This is a genomic window from Vibrio sp. 10N.239.312.D08, from assembly GCF_041466145.1.
In the GTDB taxonomy this organism is placed as follows: Bacteria; Pseudomonadota; Gammaproteobacteria; order Enterobacterales; family Vibrionaceae; genus Vibrio; species Vibrio crassostreae_C.
On record NZ_JBFSSD010000018.1, the window covers coordinates 15,692 to 30,676 of the forward strand.

Genomic DNA, 14,985 nt, shown 5'->3' on the forward strand with positions numbered 1-14,985 from the left:
GGTAAGAATACCAGTATTAGCAGCGTGAAGAAACGGCTAGTCCCTGATCACTTGCGCTTTACCGCGCCCAAATCACAGCCATGTCAATTTTCTCGCTTTGGGCCTTGTTGTGACGGAAAGATCTATACTGTTGGTACTTTGGTTTTTATACTGTAGTTATTCAATGTATAGGACGCAGTGGTATGAATCGTCGTCAAAAGAAAAAACAGAAAGTTGACCACTTAGCAGAATTCAAGGATCGACTGAATCAGGTCAAAGAGAAATTGAGTTCGATCGATGTGAAGAAAATGAAAACCTCGACAGCGCAAACTTGGGGTTCATTGCCGAAGTTACACCAAAGACTGTTGATGGTGATTTCTCCGATCGTACTGATATTACTTTTTGTGCCGCTACCAGAACCTAAAGTAGACACAGCTCCAACAACATCGCGCGTTGAGCTTGAAATAAACACCGTCGGCTTAAGCGAACAGCAAAATGCCAAGAACAGCTCATTAGAACCGAGTAACAAAAATTGGCAGGAGTACCTTGTTAAGCAAGGGGATACGTTAGCGCAGGTTTTTCGAAACAACGATTTGCCATTGTCTGACTTGAATGCGTTAGTGCGTATTGAAGGTGCAGATAAGCCACTCAGTCAGATTCGTAAAGGCCAACTGGTTCGTTTCAAACTTGCTGAAACTGGGCAGTTGGACATTCTTCAGCTAGAGAAAGGCGATACTTCGGTGATGTTCTTCCGCTTATCCGATGGTGGCTTTGGTCGCAGTAAGTAGATGAACAGTAAGCCTGAGTTAAAGCGCTTTGCTAGACACAGATAAACGATAGAAAAGAGCTAAGCATTAGCTCTTTTTTTTGGTCGCTTGAAAGGGGCGAGTGGCAAGATGATAAGCATGATTCCGATAAAGGTTAATGTATCCGGAATCTCATCGAACCATATTGCACCTATTAGCGCGACAAACACCAATCCTGAATACTCAGCCAAGGCAATTTGGCTAGAGTGTGCTTTTTGATAGGCAGCAACCGCAAGGCCGTTGTAGCTTAAGATTAGCGTCGCACTTAATGCTATGTATCCCAAATGCTCCACAGACACCGGCTGCCAGTATAAGAAGCACAGTACTAATGAGGCTGGAATAGAGAATAAGGTTGTCCACCACAGCGTAGTGACCACCGTTTGCTCACTAGGAAGCTTTCTTACGAGTACATTAAAGAGTGCGAGAGTGAGTGCTGTACCCAAAGCAAACAGTGCCGCCCAATGAAATTGTGATGGCCTCAAGACAATCAATGCACCAATAAAACCTATGGTTGTGCCGATAACCTTGCCGAGTGCCGGTTGCTCTTTCAATAGCAACATTGAGATCGGCAACATCAGTAAAGGCGCGACATAAAATACTGCGTTGGCGGTTGCCAAAGACAAGTGAGTGATCGCGACCACCATGCACCCACTGCCGATCAGAATTAACTGACCTCGAATGAAGGTTACCTTAGCCTGCTGTAAGCGCCGTTGTTCTTTTTTCTGCTGTAGCCACAAAGGGGTGATGATGAGCAGAGATATCAACTGTCGGAAAAAAATATACTGTAAGGGCGGTACTTCGCCATTTAACAGCTTTACCGCTACGTCGGAAAGCGAGGCAAACAAGTTACCTGCAACCAACAATAGAATACCGGCAGTGATATTCGTCATTATTTTTCTAATCTCATGTCTATATGAGGAATGTCATCTTCGAGGTACATATCCGAGATGGTGTTGAAGCCGTGGCTCGCATAGAAGTTTTCTAGGTGTTGCTGCGCGCCAATATCAATGGCCGTATTTGGCCAAAGAGCCTCGCAGCGTGTTAATGCTTCTTTGATTAATTGATGCCCCAAGCCACCACCTCTTGCCGATTGCTTGGTTGCGACTCGACCGATGCTGGTGTTGTCGTAAGAGGTACCTGGTGGTAATAAACGTGCACACGCTACCAACTCTTCATCAGCATAGCCAAGCAGGTGCTCAACACCCGCGAGTGTATCTTTACCGTCCAGCTCTGGATAAGGACAAGTCTGCTCGACCACAAATACATCGACTCTTAATTTAAGTAGTTGATAAAGCTGTTGTGTTGAGAGTTCAGAAAAAGGAATTGAGTGCCAAGTGATCATGTTTACATCCAGAGATTATCGATGCCCTGAATGTACTATGCGTGATGATTGTTGGCATTAACTATTGTTAATTCGACCTTTAATTCTGCTCAGGCTGATTGCGGTTATTCCTAGGTAGGCTGCAATTTGATTGTCGTTCAAGCGCTGCTCAAGGTCGGGATAGTGCTCGCAGAACAGCTGATAGCGTTGCTCTGGTGTATAGAGCAGCATGAAGCGTTCTTTGTTTTCCTTATGCATCAGTTGTGTTTCTAACAGCTTTAAATACAAAGGATTATTTGATGCACGCCACTCGATAACCGCATTCATTGGCAGCTCTAACATGGTGATGGGTGTCAGCGTTTCTAATAGGTAAGGAGAGGCTTGGTTCTTTATCAGACTCTCAAAGCCGATGATCCAATCTTGTTCCCAATAGAACTCTTTGCTGTATTGCTTACCATCATCAGTGAGGTAGCAGGCATGGCACAAGCCTTCAAGTACAAAGTAGATTGAACTCGCCATCTCACCTTGATTGATCAAGATGTGTCTGGTTGGCAGCTCAAGTGGCTTGGCGACAGCGAGTAGAGATTCAATCTGGCTTTCAGAGAAGTCGAAGCTTTGCAGTTGTTCGATAAAAGAGGTGTGCATGAAAATAACCTATCCCAAATAAGTGCCGAAATCATCGCACTTATTTGGAGAGAGGTACAGAGCAGGATAAATCAGAGGCGTGCGTGTTGCTCTAGGTAATCTTGAGCAAGTTCTCTGCCCATGTATTTACCTAAGGTCTTCAATGGAACCTTCTTAAGGTTCACCACAATCAAGCCATCCAAGGCATCATTAAACGATGGGTCGACGTTAAAGCAAACCAGTTTCCCGTTCATCCCTAGGTATTGGCGCAATAATACCGGTAAGCCTTTTCCTTGTTCCATCCGTGCTAATACTTTTGAAAGTAGGGGCACACTCGCCAGTGACGATAATAGATGATTCTGCCAGAACACATGACTGCTGGTATTGAGTGGTGATGAAGGTGAAACCAAGTTCGCCTTTTCCTCATCGTAGTGATGGATTGATAAGGTGGTCGCGATCAACAGACGCGCATTGTGGCTGTAATCATTACTGATACTGACTGGGCCGAACAGATGGGTATATTGAGGGTGACGAGAAACAAAAGTCGCAATGCCTTTCCACAATAGTAACAGGGAGTTCAGGCTCTTTTGGTAAGGTTTACTTACTACCGATCGCCCTAGTTCAATGCTGTTTTCTAACGTATCAATGAATTCTTGGTTGTAGTTAAACAGGCTACGAGAGTAAAGCTGATCAAGCCCGTGCTCTGCGATGAGTTTGTCGACCATACCGAGTCGATACGCCCCGACCAGTTCTGCCTTGGTTTTATTCCACACAAACAGTTGATGGTAGTAAAGGTCATACTCATCTAAATCACAGGCCAGCCCACTGCCTTCTCCGACTTCTCTAAAGCTTTCTTCTCTTACTCGACCAATCTCGCGCATTAAGTTAGGAATAGATTGGCTAGGCGTGCAGTAGACCTCGAAGTCCCCTTGCTCAAGTAACTTCATATCTTCCGGAAGAGAATCGACCTCTATTGCCAACACTTCTGGCGGAATAGGCGCAATCACTTGGGTATCAAAAGAAGGTGCGTGGATGGGCGTGCTCGGGCTGTCTTGTTGACTCATTAGATAGGTATTAAGTCGTAGGTAGTTGACGATATCCATCTCTTTTTCAAACGATTTTATCTCTGAATATGGAATCGATGAGCCAATCGAGATAGAGATAGTTGTCGCTTGTTTATTAAGAAGTTCACGCCCGAGTAGAGCGGTTCTCAACAGTGGATGAACACGACCCGCTTGATAGAAAAGCTCACTGTTCTTGCCATTGATAAAGATAGGTACCGTGGTGGCTTGGTGACGTTTGACGAATTTCGCTACCGACTTGCTCCACTCGATGTCTGTCAGTGTTTTTGCCCCTTTACGGTAGCTTGATACTTCACCTGCTGGGAATACAATCAATAGTCCACCATCAGCCAAATGACGATTGGCATCTCGAATCGCTTTGGCATTGGTGCGTTTCGATTCTTTACTGTTAAAGACATCGACACCGATGAAAAGATCATCCAGTTCAGGCAGGCGCTTAAGTAACTCATTGGCCAGCACCTTCACATCCTTTCTTACTGATCCTACGAGATCGGCAAGGATCACGCCTTCGATGGCGCCAAGCGGGTGGTTCGCCACAATCACGACAGGCCCTTCTTCCGGGATGTTTTCCGTGCTTCCCGATGCAACCGAGTAGTCGATATTGAGCGCCGACAGAGTGTAATTCATGAATTCGAAGCTAGATAACTCGTTTTTACGATCTTGGTAGAGTCGGTCTAGCTTAGATAGCCCAGTTGCCCACTCGACAACAGACTCACCTAAACCAAAAGGCGTGTAACGTGGTAAACGAAAAGGACTATCAATCATAATGAAATTACCTTACTTAATCAGTTGCGGCCAAACTTTATCGGCTTGTTGAATATGCTGTGCTTGGTCTTGTTCCCAGCGCTGCTTAATCTCTTGGTCGTAGTTGAGGTAAAGCTTGTTATCAACAATTGTCCATTGATGTGGGTCACTCGGTGCAAAGTCGCTCTTCGCTGATACTGCCCAAGCGCAATAGCCACCATATTGAGGGGCATATTTTTCAGGATTATTAACAAATAAAGTCAGATTCTTTTCAGAAGAGAAATACCAGTCCGCGCCTTTGTACTCGGTGCTGAATTTTTTACTGCCTTCAATGGGCTTACCTGAAGTGAAATAAGCCACAGTATCGTAGCCATCGAGCGCCTTACTGCTAAAGAACCCGGTGTAGATTTCATCGGCGGCAAATACGTATGGGCTAACAAGTAGCATGACCATGGTTAATAGTTTTCTCATGATGGACTCCTATAGATTGATTACGGGTGATAAATCGAAGGTAAAGCGCTGTTGATTTATCTGGCATGGTTTAATGGGTTCACAAGGCGAGCCGGGTGCGTAAAACATAGAGGCTTGGCCGTGTAGATTGCGTAAGTGTGTAAAGCTCACGGTGTGCGCGTCTTCACGATGCATACAGGTCGCTAAATGAGGCTGTTCGCTATGATGGTGAGAGTGAAATTGAAGTAAGTTCTGCTGATTCTTACCTGTTGTCATAAGCTGATCGTATTTTGCTTGTCGGTAGGCTTGCACTCGCTCTAAATCAACACCGGATGAGAAGAGTGGAGAATCGGTGTCGACGATGTGCTGTTGAATACCATCCCACATGTAGGCGATAACCAAACCATTGTTCTGAGTTAAATTCGGCGCGAAAGCCAACAAGGTAAATGGAGCAAAAGAGTGCAGGTCGAGCTGATGAAATGCTTCAGAGAGCTGACTGATGTTACGACTCGATGATAGATTCTTGAGTAACAAACCACGGCTGACTAAAAGTCCATCAGGTACGATGCCTTGATAGTTATTGAGTAGGCATAACGAAAGCCCGAACTCATTGATACTGATCCAGCTACCACCGCCAGTTGGGTCGAGTGGCATGATGATATCGACGCCGTTAACTCGATACTGTTTAGGCGGCATTGCTAGTGCTCGCGTCTTTTGTTCGTCACGGTTAAAAAAGACCTGATAACCATTTTCTTCAAGCAGCCAAGATACTGAACACATGATTATTGCTCCCTCAGATAGCTGCTGGTGGTTGGGGCATAACCAAAGGTATTGCATGTTTCGACATCAAGAAAGGTCGTGATCACTTTGATCATCGCATAGTGATGATTGGCATGCAGCGCAGCAAAGGTGACCTCTCTTTCTAACGTAGAAGGCAGGCTGGCGAATACTTGTGTATCCATTGAAACTTCGGTTTGGATCATGATAGGCGCTTCGAGATCTCTGCGGTCTAATCGTTCAAGCCAGTTGATCACATAATGGATCTCTTTTACTGCAATTGAGCGGTCGTATTCGACCGGGTGACCGCGACGACGAGTGTTGTAATCAACGGTCGCATTCTCTTTTAAGATTAAGGCGTGAAAAAGATCGAGCGTGTGACGAGTATGCTCACCAATAGAGCTTGTGACGTGCGGCTTTGCTCGTGTCAGATAGTCGCTGTCAGATATCGCTAACAAAAACTCTAGACCCTGATTCAATATCTCTACCGCTCCTTTGATACAAGGAGAGAAAGAAGTGAGGGCGCTCGGTTGGGCTATGGGGTTCATTCATGGTCCTCGTACAAAGTTAGTCAGTGGTCGGATATTGTTGAACAAGACGTCGCTCTTCTTGCCACGCAGCGAATAAGCTTTTGAAAGAAGGAGTCTTATGGCCTCGTTGTTTTTGCTGAGCGCCAATATCAAAAAGAATGCGGTATTGCAGTAGTAGCGTAGAAAATATCTCTCGCAGCGGTGTGTTGCGATCCCAGATATGCCCAGCCTCACTGCTTGCGCCATTGACCTCAAGGATCGTGAAATCCTCTCCGTTCATTAGGCTGTGCATGTCCTTAAACTTGACGTCGAGTCGGCCAAAATGAAAACCATCGAAGTCATCGAATATCTCGTCTAAACGTTCAGTTAAAGCCCGAGTGATGTATTGATTGCCATCGCGGAAGATGCAGCCACGGCTATGGCTACCTGCGAACGCAAGTTGGAACTCTTCGCCCTCTGCGAGCACGTGATCCAATTTATCTTGATGCCTTGGTAGATACAGGTGACTGAGCTGCCCAGCACGCGGGCTATTTTCAATTAACTGCTTGAGTGTCGACTTGCCATCACCCATCACCATTGGCGCATATTTGAGTGTGATCGAGATGATCTCGCCTTGCTTTTTGTTTGGGTAACGAACATAGAAAACGCCAGCTTCTGCCTGATAAGGCGCCTTTTCTTGCAGTAGAAAGCGAGCGTTATTTGGGAAAGATTCAACATATTGCTCAAGTTGATCTTGTGTGTTGATCAGCTTGACGCCAACGCCTCGACAGCCAAGATCTGGTTTAGCGACAATCGGGAAATCAAGATCGGATTGTATGAGTGCGCTGCGTGCATCTTCAGCTTGTTTCTTACCGCTGAGATCCGTTTTGGTGAGGGTGATAAACGGAGAGATCCAACGCTGACTTGAAGATCCGGCAAGGCTTAATATCTCGTGTTTTGATTCGCCTACCATACCGCTTAACTTGATGCTTGGGTTGGCGATGAGCGGCAGTGCCCAGTCAAAGTGCCGTAACCCTTGCATCAGGCTTTGAATCACCACTGGCGTGTAGAAGAACCAAGTTGGAAGAAACTCATAAGGAGAGACGCTGCGCACGGTATCTTTTTCAAGCAAAGGCATGCCTGCATTGATTTGATGTGCGGGAATGATGCGAATATCTTGCGGTGAACTCATGATAATCCTCTAGAGTAGGTTCTATTCATTAATCGATTGCCGATAAACAGCAAAGCGATGGCACACGGGATGATAATCCATTGATATTCAGAGGCTTGCAGCCACGCTGATGTCCCTAAATAGTAGATGGCAGAGAAGACAATGCCAGTCCAGATCGCGGTGGCGCTGATGACAGCAAACAAGAAAGTAGGCAGTGGGATGGCGAAAAAGCCACTTAAGGTAAACCCGACGGTGCGAAGCCCTGGAATAAAGCGGATAACAAAAAGGCTGCTGAATGCGTTCTGACGTAATTTGGTACGAAGCGAACGAAAGTACTTATTAGTGAGGGCTTTATATCGAACACCTCGGAAGTAACGTCCTGATTTACCCAGGTAATAAAGACCGAGATCACCCGTGGCAATACCGATGAAAATCGCAAGCAGCGCATATTGAGGAAGTATTAGACCTTGAGTCGCTATACCTGCCGCCGTAACAATCGCAAGATCTTCAAGCAGGTAAGAAAGCGCGATGATGCCAAGCATCAGCCATAGCAGCGACTCCTTTCCTGAATGTAACCATGCTTGAATGCTCTCGACGGTGCTCATCAAATGTCCTTATCTATCCTATAGATGAATGGCTTAACCACCATTCATTGAGTGTAGTAAATTAAATAGACAGGAGGAGCAGATAAAAACTTACAGCTGATTAGTGTTTTTTTGTGTTGGATTTATTCAATTGGTGGTTTGAGTCGTGCTGTTTGACTGCTGTTTGACTGCTGTTTGACTGCTGTTTTGAAGCTAAAGGCGTGGCATTTAGAAGCGGGTTGAACGAGAGTTTGTCGTTCGAAAATTAGGGCTTTGGGCTGAACATTTAGAAGAAAAGAAAAAGGCTGAGTCGTTAAACTCAGCCTTTCAGAACGTTAACTATGGATTACTTAAGCAACCTATTTAGTTAGGTCAATCTGGTAAACAGCAAAACCAACATCGTCAGTCGCAACACGTTTCATCGGGTATTGACCCTTCTCTTTAATGAACTCTGCTGCTTTGTCGCTTGGAGATGTTTCAAAGCGGATATCTAGCTTGTTATCTGTTTTGATTGGCGCAAATGACCAATTGTTATCCGCGCTTGGGCTCACTTGACCTTGCTCTTTGCTTACGCGAGAGATGTAGTTTGCAAGAACAGTACGGTTCTCATCTGGTGCATCAAATGCGATGAAGTCTTCACCTGTGCCTGGGAACTTAGCGCTGTATGCACGGTAGTTGTTGGTTGCGATCAGGAAGTCTTGCTTCATGTCGATTGGCTTACCTTGGTAAGTTAGGCCAACAATACGCTGTGAGTCAGGGTTAACGACTTTACAGTTTGCATCGTATTTAGCAGGTTGAGTTACGTCGATTTGGTAATCAACACCGTCGATAACATCGAAGTTGTAAGTACGGAAGTTATCCCACTCAATCAACTGTTGTGGTGCTGTGGAGTTAACATCCACTTGGTTGAACTGACCTGCAGAACACTCAAGCCACTCTTTTACTTCGTGACCTGTTACCTTCATCGCAACTAGCGTGTTCGGGTAAAGGTACAAGTCAGCTGCGTTACGGAATGTCAGTTGACCAGATTCAACCTCAGTGAAGTTCGCTGGGTCATTCTTACGGCCACCGGCCTTGAATGGTGCAGCTGCTGAAAGTACTGGCGTACCATCTAGGTCAGGGTCACCTTGGATGAACTGTTCAACGTAATCTTTCTGTGCAAGGTTAACGATTTGAACTGTTGGATCGTCTTGTACTAGAGACAAGAAGCTGTACATCACATCGTCTGCTTTACCAATCGGTTGGTTAACAAACTCACGAGTACCAGCGTGGTCTTTTTCTAGTGCTGTTACGATGCCTTCATCAGCTGCAGCAAGCGATTTCTTCTCTATTTTGTCGTAGATAGGGCGCGCTTCTGATTGGCCTTTAACAACTTCCCACTTACCGTCTTTTTGTGCAAGTGTTAGATCCATAACACCAACGTGGCTACCCCAACGACCAGGCATTACTGCCGCAACGCCGTTCATGGTGCCAGTTTCGTTGTCGATGCCTTGAATGTCATCAAAACCTTTACCTGGGAAAACTGCGTGAGAGTGGCCGAATGCGATCGCATCGATGCCGTCTACTTCAGATAGGTAGAACGTTGAGTTCTCTTCGCCATTTTTGTATGGGTCAGTTGATACGCCTGAGTGAGGGATAGCAACGATAACCTCTGCACCTTCCGCTTTCATTTGAGGCACTAACTCGTTAGCCGTCTCAATGATATCGCGAGCGATCACTTTGCCTTCTAGATTCTTCTTATCCCACGTCATGATTTGTGGTGGAACAAAACCGATGTAACCCACTTTTACTTCGTGCTCTACGCCAGCAGTATCTTCGAACGTGTGCGTCTTGATGATATAAGGCGTGAAGTAGTGTTCTTTGGTTTCTGCGTCGTAAACGTTAGCACTGATGTACGGGAAATCAGCGTCGTTGATAGATTCTTCTAGGAACTCAAGACCGTAGTTGAATTCGTGGTTACCTAGGTTTGCAGCGTCGTAGCTTAGTTGGTTCATTGCTTTATATGCAGGGTGAACTTCGCCAGCTTCGATGCCTTTGTCTGCCATGTAGTCACCCATTGGGCTACCTTGTAGCAAGTCACCGTTATCAACTAAAACGCTGTTGGTTACTTCGCTTTGAGCTTCTTTTACTAAAGTTGCAGTACGTGCTAAGCCGATTTTTTTCGATGGCTTGTCTTTGTAGTAGTCGTAATCCATTAGGTTGGTATGGATATCCGTCGTTTCTACGACACGTAATTTAATCACTTCATCGGTATCTGGTGTTGTTGTGCAGCCTGCTAAAGTCAAACCAAGACCCGCAAGTACAGCCAATGACAAAGGTTTCATTGCAACTTTCATTTTGTAGCTCCAAAGTGGATAGTAGAAAATTCGTTGCGTAATGTAACAAAACCGAATGAAACAATGATTACAACGAATGTTAATTCGTGACTTAGATCGATTACTTTATGGTGTTCTGCAAGACGCCTCACAAAGCTGCTCAATCGATGCGCAACTGATATCGATAATATTAGTCCATTCATTTCACCTGCTTATCGGTAAATCCAATCCCTTATCAGCTTTTCGAATAAAAAATGAAATTTTAGAATTTCCAGTAATATGAGAGGCTCGTCATAATGCCTATATCAAGGACGTATCAGGCAGATGAATAGCAAGGATAGCTCAAAACGAAGCTTCTGTTTTCTTCTAGTGCCAATACTCCCATTCACTCAAGTGGATGAGTTAAATCCCTTGCTTGGCAAGACCAAGTAATGAATTGCTCGTAACGCGAGCCTTAAAGGAAGCACTGAAATGGACCAAGAACGTTTAACCCACCTAAAACAGCTCGAAGCGGAAAGTATTCATATTATCCGTGAAGTAGCGGCTGAGTTTGATAACCCAGTGATGATGTACTCCATCGGAAAAGATTCTTCTGTGATGCTTCATTTAGCTCGCAAAGCGTTTTATCCAGGCAAGATTCCATTCCCGCTATTGCATGTAGATACGGATTGGAAATTCCGCGAGATGATTGAGTTTCGTGATCGTACGGCTAAAAAGTACGGCTTCGACCTTTTAGTACATAAGAACCCAGAAGGTATTGAGATGGGTTGTAGCCCATTTGTACATGGTTCTTCGAAGCACACTGACATCATGAAAACACAGGGCCTTAAGCAGGCGTTAAACAAGTATGGGTTCGATGCGGCTTTTGGTGGTGCGCGTCGTGATGAAGAAAAATCTCGTGCGAAAGAACGTGTTTATTCTTTCCGTGATAAGAACCATACGTGGGATCCAAAAAACCAGCGTCCAGAGCTTTGGCACACCTACAACGGTCAGGTTAATAAGGGCGAAAGCATTCGTGTCTTCCCGCTATCTAATTGGACTGAGCTCGATATCTGGCAATACATCTATCTAGAGAGCATCGATATTGTTCCACTTTACCTTTCAGACAAACGCCCTGTAGTTGAGCGTGATGGCATGCTGATCATGGTTGATGATGACCGTATGGAGCTGCAAGAAGGTGAAGTGATTGAAGAGAAAAGCGTTCGTTTTCGTACTTTAGGCTGTTACCCATTAACCGGAGCGGTTGAATCTGAGGCGAATACGCTAACGGGCATTATTGAAGAGATGCTGGTGGCGACGTCTAGTGAGCGTCAAGGTCGAGCGATTGACCATGATCAGTCGGGCTCTATGGAGCTGAAAAAGCGCCAAGGTTATTTCTAAGAATCTAAGGAAAGAAAAATGAATAGTGCAGTAGAAGCCGAATTGGCTGAACTAGGGATTGAAGGTTATCTAAGTCAGCATCAGCATAAATCTATGCTTAGATTTTTAACTTGTGGCTCGGTAGATGACGGTAAAAGTACGCTAATCGGTCGCTTACTCCATGATACAAAACAGATTTATGAAGATCAGCTAGCGGCGGTTCACTCGGATAGCCAACGAGTGGGAACGACAGGTGAGAAACCTGATTTGGCACTGCTTGTTGATGGTCTGCAGGCTGAGCGTGAGCAAGGGATCACGATCGATGTGGCTTACCGCTACTTCTCGACTCAAAAACGTAAGTTCATTATTGCTGATACTCCTGGGCATGAGCAGTATACGCGCAACATGGCAACAGGCGCTTCAACGTGTGATCTGGCGGTGATCTTGATTGATGCTCGTAAGGGCGTTCTGGATCAAACACGTCGTCACTCGTTTATCTCTAACCTGCTTGGTTTGAAGCATTTCATCGTTGCTGTAAACAAGATGGATCTTGTGGAGTATTCACAAGATCGTTTTGAAGAGATTCGCGATCAGTATCTAGAGTTTGCAGAAAACCTAGAAGGTGAAACCAATATTCAGATCTTGCCAGTATCGGCGCTTGAAGGCATCAACGTTGCTGCACCAAGTAAAGAGCTTGCATGGTTCGAAGGCCCATCTCTGCTAGAAGTGTTAGAGAACGTCGACATTGACCAAAAGCGTTCGGCAGGTGAATTCCGATTCCCAGTTCAGTACGTCAATCGTCCTAACTTAGACTTCCGCGGTTTTGCTGGCACCGTTGCCTCTGGCCGTGTCAGTGTCGGTGATGAAATCAAGGCGCTGCCGTCGGGTAAAACCTCTAAGGTTGCACGCATTGTAACTTTTGATGGTGATTTGGAGTCTGCGCAAGCGGGCTTGGCAGTAACACTGACCCTTGAAGATGAGATTGATATCAGTCGTGGTGATTTGATTGTGCTAGAAAACGCGCAGATTGAATCCACTAACCACGTATTGGCTGACATCGTGTGGATGACAGAGCAACCATTGCAACCGGGCAAAGCTTACGACATCAAGATCGCAGGCAAGAAAACCGTTGGTCAGGTTGAAACGGTTCGTCACCAATACGACATCAACAACCTATCGACTCACGCTGTCGATGAGTTGCCATTGAATGGCATTGGCTTGTGTGAATGGTCACTGAACGAGACTGTCGCGCTGGATAAATACCGTGAAAGTGCCGATACCGGTGGCTTCATCGTTATCGACCGACTAACCAACGTGACGGTTGGCGCGGGTTTGATTCGAGACCGTTTGGACTCTGTTGAACAGCAAGTCGGTAACTTCTCTGCATTTGAACTTGAGTTCAACGCATTGGTTCGCAAACATTTCCCTCATTGGGATGCCAAAGATCTAAGCCAACTACTGAAGTCATAAACGACCAAGTAACAGCTTATTGAATCAGGCGGAAACCGATCGTTTCCGCCATAAAGGACGGGTATATGTGGCAACAAGGATTTGTATTAGCGATTTTGCTCGGCATCATTACTTGCCTGCTCGTTACCCGTATTAAGCCAAGCTTTATCTTTGCTGGCGCGGCGTTTATTGCTTTTATGGCTGGCATGATCGACTTGTCGAGCTTGGCTAATAACTTCACTAACTCCTCGTTACTGACTTTAATTCTTCTGATCCTCGCATCAAGTGCGTTGGAGAAAACTCGCTTAATCAGCTGGGTTAGCCGCAATATCTCTGAAGGTAGGCTAGGTACCGTGGTTGCGAAGTTGGGTATTTCTACAGCGTTACTTTCTTCTTTTACTAATAACACCGCGGTGGTTGTTTCTTTGATCGGGGCGATCAAACGTAATCAACAGCACGCGCCGTCTAAGTTACTTATCCCTTTGTCATACGCTGCCATCTTAGGTGGCACCCTGACATTGATCGGCACCTCTACCAATTTGATCATCAATAGTTTTGTTGAAGATGCAGGTTTACCGAGCTTAAACTTTTTCACACCTACCTTGATCGGTTTAGCGGTTTTGGTCGGTGGGGTATTGATCCTTATTCCTCTTAGCTATTTTTTACCCAGCTACGATGATGGTTCTCAAGATGATCTGCCTTACTTTTTAGAAGCCAGAGTGGAGCCGGGCTCACCGTTAGTTGGTCGCAGCGTAAGTGAAAACAACCTCAGAGCATTGAGAAAACTGTTCTTAGCGGAAGTGATTCGAGACGGTAAGACCACCGCATCTATTGACCCTGATTTTATTCTTCAAGCTCGCGACCGATTGCTGTTTTGTGGTGATGTAGAGAGTGTTGCAACACTGCAAGAAATCCAAGGTTTAACCCTGTTTGGTCAGCATCATTTGAATGGCCAGAGCTTTGTTGAAGTGGTGGTGAGTTCGTCGGCAAGCTTCTGTAACAAAACCCTGAAAACCAGCCAATTTAGAGATCGTTTCGATGCGGTTGTGGTTGCTATTCGTCGTGGCCATGAACGCCTAGAAGGTGGGCTAGGGAATATCACATTGACCGCTGGTGATACCTTGATTTTGGTTCCAGGTAAACGCTTTGAAGAACAGCGCCAACAACACAACAAAGAGTTTGTGTTGATGAATGACTTAGATTCGAGTGCCAAGCTTGATGCCGACAAATCGACGTTCGTGTTGCTCGGCTTTGCTAGCGTGATTGGTTTAGCCCTTATCGATGCAGTACCTATTATCAAAGGCTTAGCTGGTTTTCTACTGTTGCTGGTGGCATTTGGCGTGGTGCAACTGGGTGAGCTCCGCCGCCGTTTCCCAGTTGATATTGTGGTGATCGTGGGCTCTGCACTTTCTATTGCTCAACTGATGATTTCATCGGGTTTATCTGAGCGGATGGGGCTGATGTTTATGGAGGCGTTTAATGGCTGGGGCGTATTCGGTGCGTTAGTTGCTACCTACTTTATGACTTTGGTTTTGACAGAGCTGGTGACCAATAATGCGGCTGCAGCACTCTCATTTCCGATTGGCTACAGTATGGCAGTAGGTTATGGCGTTGACCCTATGCCGTTCATCATGGCGGTACTGTTTGGTGCCAGTGCCAGTTTTATCTCTCCATACGGCTACCAAACCAACTTACTTGTTTATAGCGTAGGTAATTACCATTTAACGGATTATCTGCGTATCGGCATTCCAATCTCGATTGTATATTCGGGCTTGGTGCTGACCCTAATTCCTTATTTTTTCCCATTTTAATGCT

General features: G+C 45.6%; 14 protein-coding genes. 4 read left to right on the top strand and 10 right to left on the bottom strand.

All coding sequences use genetic code 11. From position 1 onward, the window contains the following. The first annotated feature begins 182 nt into the window (after positions 1–182). Positions 183–767, top strand: coding sequence for a LysM-like peptidoglycan-binding domain-containing protein (locus AB6D58_RS11560; RefSeq protein ID WP_017068022.1), 585 nt, complete (start codon positions 183–185; stop codon positions 765–767). Between the two features lie 59 nt (positions 768–826). Here AB6D58_RS11560 and AB6D58_RS11565 read toward each other — a convergent pair whose 3' ends face one another. The 10 genes from AB6D58_RS11565 to AB6D58_RS11610 all read right to left on the bottom strand — a co-directional run bounded on the left by AB6D58_RS11565 (position 827) and on the right by AB6D58_RS11610 (position 10,383). Next, positions 827–1,675, bottom strand: a complete 849-nt coding sequence (locus AB6D58_RS11565) for a DMT family transporter (protein ID WP_372157327.1) — start codon at positions 1,673–1,675, stop codon at positions 827–829. Then, entirely contained in the window at positions 1,675–2,127 is a 453-nt protein-coding gene (locus AB6D58_RS11570) for a GNAT family N-acetyltransferase (protein WP_017058878.1), read from the bottom strand. Before AB6D58_RS11570 ends, AB6D58_RS11565 begins: the two co-directional genes overlap by 1 nt. A 57-nt stretch (positions 2,128–2,184) precedes the next feature. Continuing rightward, entirely contained in the window at positions 2,185–2,751 is a 567-nt protein-coding gene (locus tag AB6D58_RS11575; protein WP_017067547.1) for a Crp/Fnr family transcriptional regulator, read from the bottom strand. A 71-nt stretch (positions 2,752–2,822) separates the two neighbouring features. Further along, a complete protein-coding gene (locus tag AB6D58_RS11580; RefSeq protein WP_372157329.1) occupies positions 2,823–4,577 on the bottom strand; it encodes a lysophospholipid acyltransferase family protein in 1,755 nt (584 codons plus the stop codon). Between the two features lie 12 nt (positions 4,578–4,589). Continuing rightward, a complete protein-coding gene (locus AB6D58_RS11585) occupies positions 4,590–5,027 on the bottom strand; it encodes a YHS domain-containing (seleno)protein (protein ID WP_372157331.1) in 438 nt (145 codons plus the stop codon). Between the two features lie 9 nt (positions 5,028–5,036). Further along, positions 5,037–5,786 carry an NRDE family protein gene (locus AB6D58_RS11590; RefSeq protein ID WP_017086680.1) on the bottom strand — a complete coding sequence of 250 codons (750 nt, stop codon included), beginning with the start codon at positions 5,784–5,786 and terminating at the stop codon, positions 5,037–5,039. Positions 5,787–5,788: 2 nt separating this feature from the next. Further along, positions 5,789–6,331, bottom strand: a complete 543-nt coding sequence (locus AB6D58_RS11595) for a hypothetical protein (protein WP_280584389.1) — start codon at positions 6,329–6,331, stop codon at positions 5,789–5,791. A gap of 19 nt (positions 6,332–6,350) precedes the next feature. After that, on the bottom strand, positions 6,351–7,484 hold the full coding sequence (locus AB6D58_RS11600) for an ATP-grasp domain-containing protein (RefSeq protein ID WP_108092209.1): 1,134 nt from the start codon (positions 7,482–7,484) through the stop codon (positions 6,351–6,353). Further along, complete coding sequence (locus tag AB6D58_RS11605) at positions 7,481–8,068, bottom strand: DedA family protein (protein WP_372157333.1); 588 nt, start codon at positions 8,066–8,068, stop codon at positions 7,481–7,483. Before AB6D58_RS11605 ends, AB6D58_RS11600 begins: the two co-directional genes overlap by 4 nt. A 338-nt stretch (positions 8,069–8,406) precedes the next feature. Continuing rightward, positions 8,407–10,383, bottom strand: coding sequence for a bifunctional 2',3'-cyclic-nucleotide 2'-phosphodiesterase/3'-nucleotidase (locus AB6D58_RS11610; RefSeq protein WP_017069395.1), 1,977 nt, complete (start codon positions 10,381–10,383; stop codon positions 8,407–8,409). Positions 10,384–10,797: 414 nt separating this feature from the next. Between AB6D58_RS11610 and cysD the strand changes: the two genes are divergently transcribed. The 3 genes from cysD (at position 10,798) to AB6D58_RS11625 (ending at position 14,981) form a co-directional block, all read left to right on the top strand. Further along, the gene (gene cysD / locus AB6D58_RS11615; RefSeq protein WP_226088532.1) at positions 10,798–11,742 is read left to right on the top strand and encodes a sulfate adenylyltransferase subunit CysD; all 945 of its coding nucleotides are present in this window, start codon (positions 10,798–10,800) and stop codon (positions 11,740–11,742) included. An 18-nt stretch (positions 11,743–11,760) separates the two neighbouring features. After that, positions 11,761–13,191, top strand: coding sequence for a sulfate adenylyltransferase subunit CysN (gene cysN / locus AB6D58_RS11620; RefSeq protein ID WP_017063719.1), 1,431 nt, complete (start codon positions 11,761–11,763; stop codon positions 13,189–13,191). Between the two features lie 65 nt (positions 13,192–13,256). Next, a complete protein-coding gene (locus AB6D58_RS11625) occupies positions 13,257–14,981 on the top strand; it encodes an SLC13 family permease (protein ID WP_017067554.1) in 1,725 nt (574 codons plus the stop codon). Positions 14,982–14,985: the final 4 nt, after the last annotated feature.